General features: G+C 41.3%; 15 protein-coding genes. 10 read left to right on the forward strand and 5 right to left on the reverse strand.

Features of this window, described 5'->3' with window-relative positions; genetic code table 11:
* Window positions 1–59: 59 nt before the first annotated feature.
* From fliH to hisC, 4 genes are read right to left on the reverse strand one after another with little or no spacing between them, the layout of a single operon-like run.
* Complete coding sequence (gene fliH, locus ACWIUD_RS07340; RefSeq protein WP_454148126.1) at window positions 60–902, reverse strand: flagellar assembly protein FliH; 843 nt, start codon at window positions 900–902, stop codon at window positions 60–62.
* Window positions 886–1,917 carry a flagellar motor switch protein FliG gene (gene fliG, locus ACWIUD_RS07345; protein WP_454135338.1) on the reverse strand — a complete coding sequence of 344 codons (1,032 nt, stop codon included), beginning with the start codon at window positions 1,915–1,917 and terminating at the stop codon, window positions 886–888. Before fliG ends, fliH begins: the two co-directional genes overlap by 17 nt.
* Entirely contained in the window at window positions 1,918–3,606 is a 1,689-nt protein-coding gene (gene fliF / locus ACWIUD_RS07350; RefSeq protein ID WP_454148128.1) for a flagellar basal-body MS-ring/collar protein FliF, read from the reverse strand.
* 16 nt (window positions 3,607–3,622) lie between these two features.
* Window positions 3,623–4,735, reverse strand: a complete 1,113-nt coding sequence (hisC, locus tag ACWIUD_RS07355) for a histidinol-phosphate transaminase (RefSeq protein WP_454148130.1) — start codon at window positions 4,733–4,735, stop codon at window positions 3,623–3,625.
* A gap of 78 nt (window positions 4,736–4,813) precedes the next feature.
* On the opposite strand from hisC, the gene ACWIUD_RS07360 reads away from it, so the two are divergent.
* From ACWIUD_RS07360 to ACWIUD_RS07375, 4 genes are all read left to right on the forward strand, one after another.
* Complete coding sequence (locus ACWIUD_RS07360; RefSeq protein ID WP_454148132.1) at window positions 4,814–6,595, forward strand: phosphomannomutase/phosphoglucomutase; 1,782 nt, start codon at window positions 4,814–4,816, stop codon at window positions 6,593–6,595.
* Window positions 6,592–7,629: a dihydroorotase gene (pyrC, locus tag ACWIUD_RS07365; protein WP_454148134.1), complete on the forward strand. Its 1,038-nt coding sequence runs from the start codon at window positions 6,592–6,594 to the stop codon at window positions 7,627–7,629. The genes ACWIUD_RS07360 and pyrC overlap by 4 nt, the downstream gene beginning before the upstream one ends.
* A 69-nt stretch (window positions 7,630–7,698) precedes the next feature.
* Complete coding sequence (locus ACWIUD_RS07370; protein ID WP_454148136.1) at window positions 7,699–9,654, forward strand: hypothetical protein; 1,956 nt, start codon at window positions 7,699–7,701, stop codon at window positions 9,652–9,654.
* Window positions 9,620–9,934, forward strand: a complete 315-nt coding sequence (locus ACWIUD_RS07375) for a hypothetical protein (RefSeq protein ID WP_454148138.1) — start codon at window positions 9,620–9,622, stop codon at window positions 9,932–9,934. Before ACWIUD_RS07370 ends, ACWIUD_RS07375 begins: the two co-directional genes overlap by 35 nt.
* Here the strand turns inward: ACWIUD_RS07375 and ACWIUD_RS07380 are convergent.
* The gene (locus ACWIUD_RS07380; protein WP_454148140.1) at window positions 9,842–12,424 is read right to left on the reverse strand and encodes an ATP-dependent Clp protease ATP-binding subunit; all 2,583 of its coding nucleotides are present in this window, start codon (window positions 12,422–12,424) and stop codon (window positions 9,842–9,844) included. The genes ACWIUD_RS07375 and ACWIUD_RS07380 overlap by 93 nt on opposite strands.
* 235 nt (window positions 12,425–12,659) lie before the next feature.
* Here ACWIUD_RS07380 and ACWIUD_RS07385 point away from each other — a divergent pair, with 235 nt between their 5' ends.
* The 6 genes from ACWIUD_RS07385 to bamD are packed head-to-tail and all read left to right on the forward strand — an operon-like array spanning window position 12,660 to window position 16,480.
* Window positions 12,660–13,760 carry a pyridoxal-phosphate-dependent aminotransferase family protein gene (locus ACWIUD_RS07385; protein ID WP_454148142.1) on the forward strand — a complete coding sequence of 367 codons (1,101 nt, stop codon included), beginning with the start codon at window positions 12,660–12,662 and terminating at the stop codon, window positions 13,758–13,760.
* 50 nt (window positions 13,761–13,810) lie between these two features.
* Complete coding sequence (locus ACWIUD_RS07390; RefSeq protein WP_454135356.1) at window positions 13,811–14,365, forward strand: DUF507 family protein; 555 nt, start codon at window positions 13,811–13,813, stop codon at window positions 14,363–14,365.
* Entirely contained in the window at window positions 14,365–14,487 is a 123-nt protein-coding gene (locus ACWIUD_RS07395) for a hypothetical protein (protein WP_454135357.1), read from the forward strand. Before ACWIUD_RS07390 ends, ACWIUD_RS07395 begins: the two co-directional genes overlap by 1 nt.
* Window positions 14,484–15,629 carry a glutamine-hydrolyzing carbamoyl-phosphate synthase small subunit gene (carA, locus tag ACWIUD_RS07400; protein ID WP_454148144.1) on the forward strand — a complete coding sequence of 382 codons (1,146 nt, stop codon included), beginning with the start codon at window positions 14,484–14,486 and terminating at the stop codon, window positions 15,627–15,629. Before ACWIUD_RS07395 ends, carA begins: the two co-directional genes overlap by 4 nt.
* On the forward strand, window positions 15,630–15,833 hold the full coding sequence (locus ACWIUD_RS07405) for a hypothetical protein (RefSeq protein ID WP_454148146.1): 204 nt from the start codon (window positions 15,630–15,632) through the stop codon (window positions 15,831–15,833).
* Window positions 15,830–16,480: an outer membrane protein assembly factor BamD gene (bamD, locus tag ACWIUD_RS07410; protein WP_454148148.1), complete on the forward strand. Its 651-nt coding sequence runs from the start codon at window positions 15,830–15,832 to the stop codon at window positions 16,478–16,480. Before ACWIUD_RS07405 ends, bamD begins: the two co-directional genes overlap by 4 nt.
* Window positions 16,481–16,483: the final 3 nt, after the last annotated feature.

The raw sequence follows: 16,483 nt of genomic DNA on the forward strand, positions 1-16,483 counted from the left end.
GTGATTTTTTATCGATTCAAATATCGATTCAAACTTGGCATTCCCACTTTTATCACCCATCAAAAGCCCTTTAAATTCTCAATGACGCTTTGTTTTAGCAATTTGTAGCGCGACATTATGCTACCATCGATATTGCCATTTTCGCTGATAATCACCACGCCGCCTTTTGCTATGGCGTCATCGCTTTTGATTTTGATATTTTCCTTGCCTTTTGCCAAATTGTTTAAGAACTCAAAATCAGCGGGATTCACCTTTATCACCACATCTAAATTCCCGCTCATCGATTTTAGCAACTCTTTTGCAATCGAAGCGGCGACTTTGGCAGATTCTGCGCTGATTTCTTTGATGATGACTTCTTTTGCGATATCTAGCGCAATGGAGCTTAATTCACTCTCCAATTTTTCAATCTGCGCCTTTGCCCCATCGATTGCTGAATCTAGCTTATTTATCGAACTTGCGATTTTTTCTCGCTCAATTTCGATGCTATTTTTTAGCTCCAAATCCACCATCATTTTGCCCTCTTTTATGCCCTCTTCTTTGGCAACTTTTTCGCGCTCGTTTGCTTGGGCTTGCAAGTCCGAAAATCGCTTCTCAAAGCCCTTTAATGTCGCACTCAAATCATCGCTTTTTTGCAAAAGTTTATCAATCAACTCTTTTTCTAAACTACTCTCAATCATCGCAACCTGCGCTTTACTTGGCGCAAATGTAGAATCTTTTGTAGAATCTATCGTAGATTCTGCGACTTTGGGTGCTGAATCTGTGGATTTTTGGCGAGATTCTGCGTTTAGATTCTGCGATTTTACACTAGATTCTGCGATGGTTTTAAAGCTATATTTATTCATCGTGTGCGCATCTAGCTCATCTAGCGCGATTACGCTTTTTTCATTACTCAACAACATCATCTGCCTCGCCTATGGTGATGACGCCTTGCTCGCTTAGTGCTTGGACGATTTCGACAACTTTTCTTTGCGCGCTCTCCACATCACGCACTTTGACGACGCCCAAATATTGCAACTCTTCGATAAATGTTTCCCCCGCTCTTTGGCTCATATTGCTTAAAAACTTCTGTTTTAACTCTTCTGGCGCGGATTTTAGTGCCATCGTCAAATCCTTTTTATCCACCGCTTTTAGAATCTCAATAATGGCGTTTTTATCGAGTTTTACGATATCTTCGAATGTAAACATCATCTCTTTGATTTTGATTGCTAATTGCTCATCGCTTTGCTCGATGTGAGATAGCGTAGTCTTTGCCGCCTTTTGCCCCAAGCGATTGAAAATCTCCGCCACCGCACGCGGTCCGCCCACTTCGACTTTGTAGCTTGTAAGCGAATCTAGCTTATTTTCTAGCACGGCGGACACTCGCTTAATCGTATTTGGCGCGATATCGCCCAAACTCGCCATTTTGATAGAGATATCCGCTCGTTCCGAGTCTGAAAAATAGCTCAAAGTCTCCGCCGCCGAGTTTGAATCCATATGCGCTAAAATTAGCGCGATTGTCTGCGGATGCTCATTTACGATAAAGTCAGCAAGCTGCTGTGGGCGGACTTTTGAGAGATAAGAGAAGTTTTTTGCCGCTTGCATTGATTTGGAGAGCTTCTCTAACACTTTTTTTGCTTCCTCTTCGCCTAACACGCGATATAAAAGCTCCCTTGCATACTCAAATCCGCCTTGCGTAATGTATTGATTGCTTTGAAAAATCGCATAAAATTCCTCCAAAACCGCCGCACCAATGCTTTTATCCGTGCTTTTCATTTGTGCGATGAATTTTGAAATTTCAGTAATTGAGTCCAAATCCAAATGCGAGAAAACCTCGCCCGTTAAATCATCGCCCACCTGCATAAGCAAAATGGCGATTTTCTCTGCCATCGAAAACTCATCATATTGTGCGCGCTGATTTTGCGTTAGATTAAATGCCATTTACGCCCCTTTTTTAATATCCTCTAATCCCAACTCATCGCGGATTAGCGTTTGAAAAAGATTTGCGACTTCTTGCGGTTTCTCCGCTAAAAGTGTTTTGATTTTTTCTAGCAACACTTCATATTTCAGCTCATCCTCCCTAAAATCGCCAAGTCCGAGCTGATTTTCAATGCGTTTGCGGAGTTCATTTTCTTTATTGCTTATCTCTTCGTCCTCATCAAGGGCGATTAGCGACTCTATATCCTCATCGCTTTTTTCTTGCGTCTCAATCATTCGCTGTGCAAATGGCGCGATGATTTTTTGATAGAATATAAAGATGATAATCGCCACAAGGACATATTTTAGCAAGGGCAGGGCGGGTTTAAGTGCGTTCATAACCTTTTCAAGCGAAGTTTGCGGTGTGAAAGAGCCACTCTTTGCGTTAAACTCAAAGTTACCGACACTCACCATATCGCCCCGCTCTTGCGAAAAACCAATCGTTTGCTTTACAAGTGCCTCAATTTGCTGTATTTTCGCAGAATCTAGCGCAACATATTGCATTTTCTCCACGCCATTGTCATTTACTAGCGCATAAGTCCCATCAACCACCACCGCCGCGCTTAATCGTTTTAGTGTGCCAAACTGCCCCTTTATCTCTGAAATCGTCTTGCCGACTTCGTAATTTGTGGTAGTCGTATTTATGGTGTGGATTTGCTTATTATTTAGCGAATCAAGCCCCTGCACAGGTCCCACATTACTAACTGCGCCGGGCACTCCGCCGATTTCAGGTTCGCTAACGCCCTCTTTGCGCTCTTCGTGCGTTTGCTCCCCGCGCACGACATTATTTGGGTCAAAAGTCTCTTTCATACTTTTGGTTTGCGAGAAGTCAAACTCCGCATTTACCTTTGCCACAACCCTATCTTTGCCCCCGATGATGGGCGTTAAAACATTGCTGATTTTATCCTCTAAAATGCGCTCAAAATTATTTTTGTATTTTAATTGCAAGTTTATGATTTCATTTGTGGCGGTGGATTCGTTATTTGCGTCAAGTGGCTCGCCGTTTTGATTGATGATGGCGACATTTTCTTTGGTGAGTTTTGAGACGGCGGAGGCGATTAGATTTTTAATGCCCTCAATTTGATTTGGCGTTAGATACATATTTGGGGCGATTTCAAGCGTGGCGGAGGCTGTCGGCAAAACTTCTTTGCTTACAAAAACGCTTTCTTTTGGGATTGCGATATGCACCCTTGCTGAAATGATAGGTTTTAGGCTCTCAATCGTGCGTCCAAGCTCGCCTTCAATAGCGCGAGTTCGCTTGATAGCTAACTCTGACTCCGTTATCCCAAAGCTTTGCTCATCAAAAATCTCAAAGCCAACCTTGCTATTTTTTGGGATTCCGTTGCTTGATAGGGCGATTCGTTGCTCATAAACGACATCTTTTGGCACTAAAATCGTATCCTCGCGTTGCAGTTTATAAGGGATATTGTTGCTTTGCAAATGTTGCAAAATTAGCGCGTTATCGCTAGGTGTTAGCCCATCAAAAAGCACGGCGTAGTTTGCATTTTCGTTTCGTTCCGTAATCGAAAATACGATAAAAAACGCCAAAAACGCCACAATCGCCACAACCCCGCCAATCATAGCGATTTTTTGGCGTTTGTTTAGGCGATTGTATAAATCTAAAAGTTGCTTAAAGAGTTTGTTGATATCCACGAATCCGCCCTAAACCCTATTTCGTAGCATTTTTGTTTAAAAATTTTGCGATATATTTTAGCACTTGTTTGTTTTCTTTTTCTAGCCCGATTGTGATTCGCACGGCGTTTAGATTGTAGCTTTTTAGATTTCTAATAATTATGCCATTTTTTAGCAAATAATCGCACAGCGCGGTTGAATCGACATTTGATTCAAAGAAAAATGCGATAAAATTCGTGTAAGATTCGATAAATCTAATGCCGTTTTCTTTTGCGAATTTTTCATAGATTTTCATCTGCTTTGCGTTGTTTTCAAGCGTTTTTTCGACAAATTTCTTTTCTTTTAGCGCGACAAGCGCGGCTTTTAGCGAAATATTTGTATTATTAAAAGGTGGGCGTAGTTTTGAAAGCGTTGCAATAGTGCTATCAATGGCGATTCCATAACCCACGCGAAGTCCGCCCAACCCATAAAGTTTAGAAAATGTCCCTAAAAAAATGGCATTTGGATAGGTTGAAATCAGCTCACTTGGCGAAATCGCCCTATTTTTGTCCTTAAATTTTGCAAATTCGTTGTAGGCGCAATCAAGCGCGACAATGCAATCTTTGTCAATCGAATCTAAAATCCTATACACTTCATCACGCGTGAGACAATCGCCTAGCGGGTTATTTGGGACACATAAAAAAATGATTTTTGGCTTATGCGCTTTTGCTAGGGCGATGATTTCATTTGCGTTAAAAATATCGCTTTTTGTCCTAACCACTTGCGCTTCGCACTGCTTTGCATAAATCTCATACATCGCAAAAGTAACCGCGCTAGTCAAAATTTTGTCGCCTTTGCTACACACAGCGCGAATCAAAATGTCAATAATCTGGTCGCTCCCACTGCCTAAAATGACATTTTGCGGGTAGATTCGGTGCTTTTTTGCTAATGCCTCTTTTAGCTCATAAGCACTATCATCGGGGTAGCGAAAGGCGTTTTTTGCCTCTTTTTTAATCGCCTTTGCCACAGCTTTTGCACAGCCTTGCGCGTTTTCATTGCTTGCTAACTTTATGACATCATCTTCATAAATGCCAAATTCGCGCACCACAAGTTCGATTGGTTTGCCTGATTCGTAGTTTTTTAGCGTATTTAGATAGTTTTTAAATCCCATTTTCAACTCCAAAATCTTAAAAAAATAGATATAATTTTAGCTAAAAATGCTAAAAAAAATTTAAAAAAAGGTGGCAAAATGAGTATTTTTAGAGAATACGACATTCGCGGGATTTTTGGGGAGGATTTGCGCAAAAATGTCGTGGTGGCTATCGGTGCGGAGTTGGGAAAAGAGATTTTAGCGCGTGGCGGGAGAAGTGTGGCAATAGGGTATGATGCAAGGACGCATAGTCCTACTTTGTTTTCGTGGCTATGTGAGGGGATTTTGGAGTGCAATTCGTCTTTGGAGTCGCGCAATTCGTTCTCGGGTAATCATTCCGCAGATTCGCTAGATTTGGAGCGTTCGCAGACCGCTAGTCTAGTCTCACGCCCCAAATCTAGCGAAAACTACGAAAGCACTACTGCGATTCCTTCCGTTGTAGATTCTGCGAAAATCGCAGAATCTAATAAAAAAAATGCAGATTCTGTGATTCACGCCAAAAACGCAGAATCTCAAAATCCCCCCTCCCAAATGCGAGAGGATAGTTCTCAATCTCTCCCCCTCCCTTGCGGAGGGGGATTAAGGGGGTGGGTAGATTCTGCGAATGCAGAATCTAAAATAAAAATCTACGATTTAGGTATGATTCCTACGCCCATCGCCTATTTCAGCCTTTACTCTAAAATCGCGCAGGTAGATTCAAGCATTATGATTACAGGTTCGCACAATCCGCCCGAGTATAATGGCTTTAAGATTACCATTCTAAAAAAGCCCTTTTATGGTGATGAGATTCGCGCTTTGGGGGAGAGAATTATGCAAAATTTAAGCGATTCGCAAGATTCGTGCGCCGAATCAGATTCGCCACAAAACCCGCAGATTACGAAGCTAAACGCACTAAATGAATACATTGATTTTCTAACCGCACATTTTGCAAGACTAAAAAATTTTCCGCACAAAGTCGCCTTTGATTGTGGCAATGGCGTGGCGGCAATCGCACTAAAATCGGTGCTTTGCAATTTGCAAATCCCTTATTTGCCTTTGTTTTTTGAGCCAAATGGCAATTTTCCAAATCATCACCCCGACCCAAGCGAGGACAAAAATCTTGTATTTTTGCAAAATGCGATGAAAGAAAATGACATAAAAATCGGCATTGCATTTGACGGAGACGCCGATAGAATCGGGCTTTTGACGGAGCATTATCATTTCAAAGGCGATGAACTTGCCATTCTCTTTGCTAGGCAAATCGCAAAGGACGGCACAAAGCCCGTTGTCATCGGCGAAGTAAAGTGTAGCGCGGTTATGTATAGCGAGATTGACAAAATCGGACGCGCAATTATGTTTAAGACTGGGCATAGCAATTTGAAGGTAAAATTAAGCGAGACAAATGCGCACCTTGCGGCAGAAATGAGCGGACATTTATTTTTTAATGATAGATATTTTGGCTATGATGACGCGATTTATGCGAGTTTTAGGGCGTTGGAGCTATTTTTAGATGAAAGCGTGAGCGAAGTTGAATCCTTTATAAAATCCCTACCGCAAATGTTTTCAACAAATGAAGAAAAAATACAATCCACCGAATCTACAAAATTTGAAATTATCAAAAAACTTGTAAAAATGCTAAATAAGATTCGCCAAAATCAGCAAGATTTAAAAGATTCGCAAGATTTGCCCACAGATTTCCCTAAAATCATCGATATTATCGATATTGACGGGATTCGCGTGGTGTTTGAAAATGGCTGGGGACTAATCCGCGCTAGCAACACAACGCCCGTGCTTGTTACGCGCTTTGAAGCCACAACGCACGAGTTTGCCGAGCTTTACAAAAAAGTAATGTTAGATTTGCTTAATGAATGCCAAAAAGATTTGCAAAAGGATTTACGATGAGTGCGAAAATCACGCTAAAAAATCCGCTTGATATGCACATTCATTTGCGTGAAGGCGCGATTTTGGAGGCTGTCGCGGGTGCGAGTGCGAAAAATTTTAGTGCCGCTCTTGCAATGCCAAACCTTAAAACTCCCATCACCACGACAAAAATGGCGTTAGATTATAAAAAAGCGATTTTAGATTCGACAAAAAATACAAATTTTTTGCCACTAATGAGCCTTTATTTGACAGAAAATTTAAATCGATTCGAGCTTGAATCTGCCAAAAAAAATGGCATAAAGATTCTAAAACTCTACCCAAAAGGCGCGACTACGGGAAGCGAATTTGGCGTGGCTGAAATTTTAAACCAAAAAACGCTAGAAATCTTTGAAATCGCGCAAGATTTAGGCTTCATTTTATCCATACACGGCGAAACTAACGGCTTTTGTATGGATAGAGAATTTGAATTTGGCGAAGTTTTTGTAGAAATTGCAAGAAATTTTCCACGCCTAACAATCATTATGGAGCATTTAAGCGATAGGCGCAGTATCACGCTTTTGGAGCGACACCCAAACCTTTTTGCCACGCTTACGCTTCATCATATTAGCTTGGATTTGGATTGTCTCGCTGGTGGCGCAATGAATCCGCATTATTTTTGCAAACCCATTTTAAAAACGCCAAAGGACAAAGAGGCGTTGCTAAATCTTGCGCTGAGTGCGCATCCAAAGGTTAGTTTTGGGAGCGATTCTGCGCCACATTTAGAAAGTGCGAAATTAAAAGGTGCTGCGGGGATTTTTTCCGCACCTGTGCTACTTCCAAAGCTATGTGAGATTTTTGAAGCACATAATCGATTAGAAAATTTGCAAAAATTTATAAGCGATAATGCCTTTAAAATTTATGGGTTAGATTCGGCGCAAATCCCGCAAAAAAGCGTCATTTTAGAGCGAATCGAGTGCATTTTACCACGCGAGATTCGCGCCCAAAATGAATCCATAAAAATCCTATTTGGTGGCGAATCTTGCTCGTGGCAAATCAAAGAAAGGGGGCAACTATGAAGTATTTAAGAAAAATCGGGGGGGGGGGGGAATTGCACTCTAAAAAATCCCACTTTTAAAAACCCCGTATTGAAAAATCCAAAAAATCCCAAAAATCGCGCATTTATAGATTTCGCACTCAAAGGCGCACTCGCATTTGCATTCACAGCACTACTTGCAAACGCCACCGAGTTGCGCGATATTTGCAAAAATGGCAATTGCACCATTACCACAAAGCAAGATTTACTCACAAATCACGGAGCATTTAGCACAAGCGACCAAATCACCATACAAACCACCATAAAGAGATTTATAAACTACGGACACATCACCTCAAAGGGACTTTATCAGCACACCGCAAACAACTATCTCCATTCTCTTACAAACTACGGCACGATGAATGGATTTTGGAGCCAAAACCAAGCACAGACGATAACTATCGAAAACTACGGCACGATATTCACAAATACGGGCAGTTATTTGACTAGCGAATCTAATGGCGCGCTACATTTCGTCTTTGAGGCGACTGGAAATCATATCAAAATAGGCAACTACGCAATAAAGATTGACGAAGCACAAAGCGAATTCAACGCCTTTGAGAAATACGAGAGCAAGGATAGCAACAAAAATTCACATTTGATTATGCGACTAAAAGAGAGTAGTATTTCTTTCAAAGACGCCACCTCAAAGTTGATTTTAGACTTTGGCGAAAACTTCGAGTTTGGCGCAAAATACGCGTTAGATAAACTCATCGTAAATAAAGCAAATGACGCCAAATCCACGCTAGAAGTGCCATTTTGGCGACTTGCAGCCAAAAGTAGCATTTATCAACTTTCCCAAAGTGGCAGTCATTTCATCGTCACAATCGATACTTCAAAAAGCGAGATTGCAACGCTTGGCAGGGCGAATGCAAGGGCGATGAATAATCTATTTTTGATTAGCGATGCGATGATTTATCCGCGCAAAATTAGCAAATCCGCAGAATCTAGCGCACCAAAACGCAGAATCCGTAAAAACGCAGAAATTTCGCAGAATCTGCATAAATCGTCATTGCGAACGAGCGAAGCGAGTGCGGCAATCCAAAAAAATAGATTGCCACGCCTTGACTTCGTCAAGTCTCGCAATGACGAAATGTGGTTAGATTCTGCACTTTTCGCACAAAATGACGCATTTTTTTATCGCACACCAAATCGCCGAATAAATCGCAATTTACACACAAAAGATTCTGCGAAAATCGCAGAATCCACCGCAGAATCCACCAAAAACTACCACTTTGTTTTCACGCCATTTGTAAATCATAATTACTTTTTTGACAGCGGAGAATTATCTGGATTTGACTTTGGATTTGTCAGCGCATTTAGTGGGAAAATCGCAGAATCTAGCGCATTTGGCGCGCACTTTGCGATGAGTTATGGCGCGCTAGGCGATACAAACGCACTGCAAATCAAATCGATGAATTTCAATGGCGCTCTGCACTATAAACTCGACTTGCCCTACGCTACGCATTTTAGGGTGCGGGGCGATTTCTTTTACTTTTTAAACGAACTGCAAACGATGTTTTTTGACGCCAAACCAAACAATTTTGGATTTGGCGCAAGTGCGAGTTATGGCAAGGACTTTGATTTTGGAAATGCTGGGATTTTGCGCGTGGAGGGCGGTTTGGAATACAAGGGATTGTATGTAAGGGCGATTTCACTTGGTGGTGGAGATTACAGCGATTCGCTTCAAAATATGCTCTTTGCGGATGTTAGCGTGGATTATGGCAAATATTTTCACACTAGCAGTGGAGTGTGGGGCGTGAATGCGATGGCGGGAGTTAAGGGAAATGCGCTCTTTGCGCTAAAAAATGGCAGTGTGGTGCTAAATGGAAGGGCGTTTGATTTACTTTTGGAGGATGATAAAATTTTGGGTTATATGAGTGCGGGAGTCTCGTATGTGCTTCAAAAACGGGCGTTTGATGTGGAGTTTAGCGCGAATTATTATGGTAACTTTGGGGATAGCGGAATGAGTAATGGCGGAGGCGTGGAAATCCGCGTGGGGTTTTAGATGGTGTAAAAATTTGGATTTAGATTCTGCGATTTTTTGTTCGATTTCGCAGAATCTAAATAGTTTTTTGGCACAGATTCTGCGTTTTTCGTGCGATTTGCAGAATCTAATGCGAAAAATTCAAATCAAATTCCGCAAAATCTATTCAAATCAAATCTCGCAGAATTTCGCGCAAATTTCGCAGAATCTACCTCACAATCCCTACGATTTTGCCGTCTTTTGCGTCAAATTCTACACGCGAATCTTCGCCCACTTCATCGCGCAAAATCATTTCGCTTAATCTATCTTCGATTTGCTCTTGCAAGGCGCGTTTTAGCGGACGCGCACCAAATACCGCATCAAAGCCGATTTCGGCAATCAGCTCTTTTGCGCTTTGCGTTAGCGTTATGTGGATATTTTTTTGCTCGGCGATTTTGGCAATGTTTGCAAACATTATATCCACGATTTGCGCAATCTGCGCCGTTCCAAGCGGATTAAAAATCACAATATCATCGATTCGATTTAGAAACTCTGGCTTAAAATATTTTTTTAGCTCGTTATTAACGGCATTTTCGCGCTCTGCCTTATCGTGCAACTCCATAATCTTATCGCTTGCAATGTTTGAAGTTAGGATAATAATCGTATTGCAAAAATCCACCACAACGCCCTTGTTGTCGGTGAGTCGCCCATCATCAAGCACTTGAAGTAAAATGTTAAAAACATCAGCGTGCGCCTTTTCGATTTCATCAAAAAGCACCACGCAGTAGGGCTTTCTACGCACCGCTTCTGTTAAAATCCCGCCTTCCTCATAGCCCACATAGCCCGGAGGCGCACCCACTAGGCGCGATACGGCGTGTTTTTCCATATATTCGCTCATATCAATGCGCACTAGCGATTTTTCGCTATCAAATAGAAAATTTGCCAAACTTTTCGCGCTCTGCGTTTTTCCCACGCCTGTGGGTCCCAAAAAGAGAAAGCTCCCAATGGGGCGATTTCCCGCGCTCAAACCTGCCTTGTTGCGCTTGATTGCGCGTGAGATGGCATTCAACGCTTCATCTTGCCCAACCACGCTTTTTTGTAGTTCAGCTTCCATATTTAAAATGCGCTCCCTATCGGTTGTCAGCATTTTTTTCACAGGTATTTTACTCCACTTGCTAACGATTTCTGCCACGCTCTCTTCGGTAACGCTATTTTTTAGCAAAGTGCCTTCGTTAGACATTTTATCCCACTTTGCCTCCAAATCTTTGATTTTTTTCTCGCACTCAGGGATTGTGCCATAGTCGATTTCGGCAGCCTTATTAAACTCCCCATTTTGCTTTGCAAACTGCGATTTTGTGCGAAGCGAATCTAACTCATTTTTTAACGCGCTGATTTCATTAAAAATCGCCTTTTCGTTTTGAAACTGCGCTTCTAACGCGCTTTGCTTTTCTTTTGCCGATTCTAATTCTTTGGCAATCTCATCTAATCGCGGTTGATTTTTTTTACCCTCTAAATTTAACGCTTCTTTTTCTACCTCCAAATTTGCGATATTGCGCTTAATCGCTAACAGCTCCGTTGGAGAGGATTCGATTTGGAGGCGAATCTCACTTGCCGCCTCATCGATTAAGTCAATCGCTTTGTCGGGCAAAAATCTATCGGCGATATATCGCGCAGACAAGCGCACTGCAGCCACAAGTGCCGAATCTAAAATCGTTACATTGTGGTGCGTCTCTAACTTTTCTTTTATGCCACGAAGCATCGCAATGGCTTGATTTTCTGTGGGTTCGTCCAAATTTATGGGCTGAAAACGGCGTTGCAATGCCATATCTTTTTCAAAATATTTGCGATATTCTTTTAGCGTGGTTGCGCCGATTGTGTGCATCTCACCTCTTGCAAGTGCTGGTTTTAGGATATTTGCAGCATCCATACTGCCTTCACTCGCCCCCGCACCGACAATCGTGTGAATCTCATCGATAAACAAAATCACATTGCCACTTTTTTTGATTTCATTTACCACCGCTTTTAGTCTATCCTCAAACTCGCCACGATACTTTGCCCCCGCGATTAGCGCACTCATATCAAGGGCGACTACGCGCTTATTTTGCAAGGATAATGGCACATCTTTTTGGATTATTCGTTGCGCCAAAGCCTCCACCACAGCCGTTTTTCCAACGCCCGGTTCGCCCAAAAGAATGGGATTATTTTTTGTTTTACGAATGAGAATTTGCATCATTCGCTCGATTTCCTCATCTCGCCCAATCACAGGGTCCAACGCACCATCTAACGCCTTTTTAGTTAAATCAATGCCGTATTTTTCTAAACTCTCCAAATTTTCATCGGCGGATTGAGACTCGATTTTTGCGCCACCGCGCATAGATTCAAGCGTTTTTTTGAGCTCGTTTAAATCCATATATTTTTTGAAAATGTCCGCAAAGGGCGAATCGCCAAGATTTGCGATGATAAAGCAATCAATCGCGATAAATTTATCGCCATTTTGTGTAGCCACTCCAAGCGCACCTTCAAGGGCGTTTAGCAGATTTTTAGAAATGCTTAAATTGTCCTTGCTAACGCTAGAACTTTTTGGTAGCGAATCGATTGCGCTTTTTAGCTCCAATGTGAGCGCGTTTCTATCGACATTCATTTTGTTAAGCGCGGTATTTAGGACAGAATTTGAGTTTGATAGCAATGCAAAAGCCAAATGCGCGATTTGCACTTCTTGATTTTTAAAGCTAAGCGCGAGAGCTATGGCAGAATCCAAACTCTCTCTAAATTGATTTGTGAGTTTTTCAAAGATATTTTTTGGTGGGTTCATTTGCAATCCTTTATATTAGATTTATAAAATAAATTTATAGAAACGGCATTATAAATATTTAGTCTAATATTGTCAAGGTTTATGAAAAAATAATGCTAGATTCTGCACTTCGCGCAAAATTCGCAGAATCTAGCGATAAAAACGCAGAATCTGCACTTAGATTCTGCGTTTTTGCCTAAAATATCTAAATTATGCTAAAATACATACTTTTCATTCCACTGCAAAGGATTAAAAAATGTTACTTTTTACGCCCGGACCGACACCGACACCTGAATTTTTGCGAAACGCCCTTGCGCTCCCTACGCTTCATCACCGCACCAAAGAGTTTGAAGCGTATTTTGCGTTTGCTAGGCAAAAACTCCAAGCAATGCTAAAAATGGACGAAGTGCTAATGATTGCAAGTAGCGGAAGTGGCGCAATGGAGGCAAGTGTGAAAACATTTTGCAAAAAGCCACTTTGCGTAAATAGCGGAAAATTTGGCGAGAGGTTTGGCAAAATCGCAAAAGCACACGGCATAGAGTTTGTTGAGGTTATAAACGAATGGGACACCGCACCCACCGCCGAATCTATCAAAGCGATTTTAGAAAAAGACAGCGACATTGATAGCATTTGCATTCAAGTGTGCGAGAGTGCGGGAGGATTGCGCCACAATGTCGAATCAATCGCAAAAATGGCAAAATCGCTAAATCCAAAAATAATCATCATCGCAGATGCCATAACGGCGATGGGCGTGGAAGAAATCGATACAAGCAATATCGATGTGCTTATCGGTGGCTCTCAAAAGGCATTTATGCTGCCCCCGGGGATGGCGATTTTGGGACTTAGCAAATATGCGGTTGAGTTAGCCGAGTCGCGAGACATAGGCTTTTATTTTAACCTAAAAACCGAGCTAAAAAATCAACGCAAAAACACAACCGCTTGGACTGCGCCTACAAGCATTATCATCGCTTTGGCGAAGTATTTTGAGTGCGTGGATTTGCAAAAAGTTTATAAAGAGACAAAGGCAAGGGCAAATGCGCTAGATTCGGCACTCAAAGCTTTGAATCTAAAAATCTATCCCAAAAATCCTGCACTTGCGATGGCAACGATTTATGATGAAAAATCGCCTGAGATTCGAGCGACTTTGAAAAATGACTTTGGCGTAAATGTCGCAGGTGGGCAAGATAAGCTAAAAGATGCGCTTATTCGTATAAATAATATGGGCTTAATCGAAGTTTATGAAATGGCGTGGGTTGTAAATGCAGTTGAGCTAACGCTTGAAAAGCTAGGGATTCGCGCCTTTGATGGCAGTGGCAATAAGGTATTTTTGAGTGAATATTATAGCAATTTGGGATAATTTTAAAGTTTTTGCTACAATTTCAAAAATAAAATTTAAAAGAGTAAATTATGAAGCTAAAATTATCACACATTCCATATATCGCAGATAAAATCGCTAGGGACTTGGGTGGCGCGAAGTTTGTAGAGATTCTAACGAATCGCGGGGACATTATCAAAGTCGCAAGTAAATATTTAGAGGAAAATATCAAGCAAGAACTCGCACTGCACGAGCGAGCACAGAATTTTTTGGAGCAAAATGTGAGCGATTTTGAGCGCGATGGGCTTGATGAGGGGCATTTGTTGCGAATGATAAAGAAGCGATTCGCCGATGAGAGTGGCTTTATCCTTGCGTGGGAGGACAGATACAACGCACTTTCACACAAGATAATGGATGAGCTAATTGATACTAGCATTATAAATTTCAAAGTTAGCGAAATGATGGTAAAAAATGTCATCTTTAAGTCCATAAACGCCTACGCAAAGGGCTATAAAGACATTGAAAATGCTATCAATGATAGAATCAAAAATAATTTCAAAAAGAAAATACAGCCCGGCACAGAAGAATATGAGCTAGTTTTTAGCAAAATGTTTGAAGAAGAGTTGCGCAAACAGGGATTTATTTAATGAAAAACGCAGAATCTACGCACAAAAGATTCTGCGATTCGCAGAATCTCGCCAAATTTTACAAAAACGCAGAATCTAGCGCAGATTCTGCGAATTTTTATAAATTTAGGACTTTTAAATGAGTGAAATTTTCAAAAACGCATATCTTTATATCGAAGGTTGCGAATCTATAATCCCCGCGCTTAGTTTTGGCGCGGATGGCACAAAAACGGGCGAAATGATTTTCAACACTTCGCTTTGTGGCTATCAAGAGATTTTAAGCGACCCTAGCTACGCTGGGCAGTTTGTAGTCTTTACAATGCCTGAAATTGGCATTGTCGGCACAAATGACGCCGATATAGAGTCGCGAGTCAAAGGCACTTGCGGGATAATCGTGCGATATTATAATGCAAATCCATCAAATTTTCGCGCCACTCGCTCACTTCACAATTATCTAAAAAAGCACGACATTATGGGCATTTGTGGCGTTGATACAAGGGAGCTGACAAAATTTATCCGCAAAAATGGCGCGAAAAATATTATCATCTCAACCAAATTAGATTCGCTTAAATCGCTTAAATCCGCGCTAGAAAAAGCCCCAAAAATCGCAGATATAAATTTCATAAAAGACATTAGCACCAAATCGCCAAAAACGCACACACAAGGCACATTTAGCTTTGAATCTATGGGCTACACAAAGCCAAAAACCACCAAAAAAATCATCGTGCTAGATTTTGGCGTAAAGCAAAATATTTTAAATGAATTAGTAAGCGCGGGATTAGAATGCGAAGTTTTGCCACATAGCGCGAATGCTGATGAAATTATCGATAGATTTAAAAAGCGCGAAATTGGGGGCGTTTTTCTCTCAAATGGACCGGGCGACCCAAAGGTTTTGAGGCGCGAAATCGCTGAAATCAAAAAGTTAATAAAAGCAAAAATCCCCATTTTTGGCATTTGCTTGGGACATCAACTTTTAAGCATCGCACACGGCTATGACACTTTTAAATTAGAATTTGGGCATCACGGCGCAAATCACCCCGTGAAAAATCTGCTAAATGACGAAGTCGAAATCACTTCGCAAAATCATATCTACTCCGTGCCTGAAAATATCTGCGAAGTGGCGACAATCACGCACAAAAATCTATTTGACGGCACGATTGAGGGCGTGAAATACAATGATTCGCCTATAATTTCGCTACAACACCACCCCGAAGCAAGTCCGGGACCAAAAGAGAGCGCGAAAATCTTTGGCGAATTTTTCAAAATGGTAGCAGAGTGCAAGTAAATGAGAAAATATGTAAATCTTTCGTCATTGCGAGGCTTTGAAAAAGCCGAAGCAATCCAAAAATCAAAAATAGATGGTTGTTTTACTTTATTTTCAAATCCTGTGGATTGCCACGATTCGGCTATCGCCGAATCTCGCAATGACAAAAAAACAGCGCAGATTATGCAAATCGCAGAATCTAACAATAAGGTGAGTTTATTATGAAAAAATCTATTTTTTTAGCATTTTTAGGTGCGAATCTAATCGTAATGAGTGCGTTTTTTAGCGCGTGTAGCGATGATGCCGATGAGTTCAACAAAAGCGCGTCCTATTGGTATGAGCAAATCATAATCGCGGTGGCAGATGGCAATTTAGAAAAAGCGGATAATTTTTTTAATTCACTGCAAAATGAGCACTCTGCCTCGCCGCTTATTAAAGATGCGTTAATTTTGCTTACAAAAGAGCATAGCGAGCAAAATGAGCATTTGTTAGCGGGATTTTTCGCAAATGAATATAAAACGCGATTTAGTGAGCCAAAAAATGCCGATTATGTGGGCTTTTTAAATATTCAAACGAATTTTTACGCATTTGGCAACTACACCAAAGACCAAGGATTCATAAACGAAAATGTCAATGAAATCGCCGCCTTTGTCGCACAAAATCAAAATAGCAAATATTTGCCCTATATGCGCCATATTTTAACGACATTTAAACTCGCGCAATTAGAGATAAACAAAGAAATCGCGCGAATCTACCGCGTAAAAGACAAAGAAATCGCGCAAAAAAAATACGAAGAAAAAAATATGGATTTAGATGGCATAGATTTTGAACCTTCGCATATCCCGTGGTATGTGAAAATGTTTAGCTGGTAGGCG

It is taken from the genome of Helicobacter sp. 23-1044, assembly GCF_053654695.1.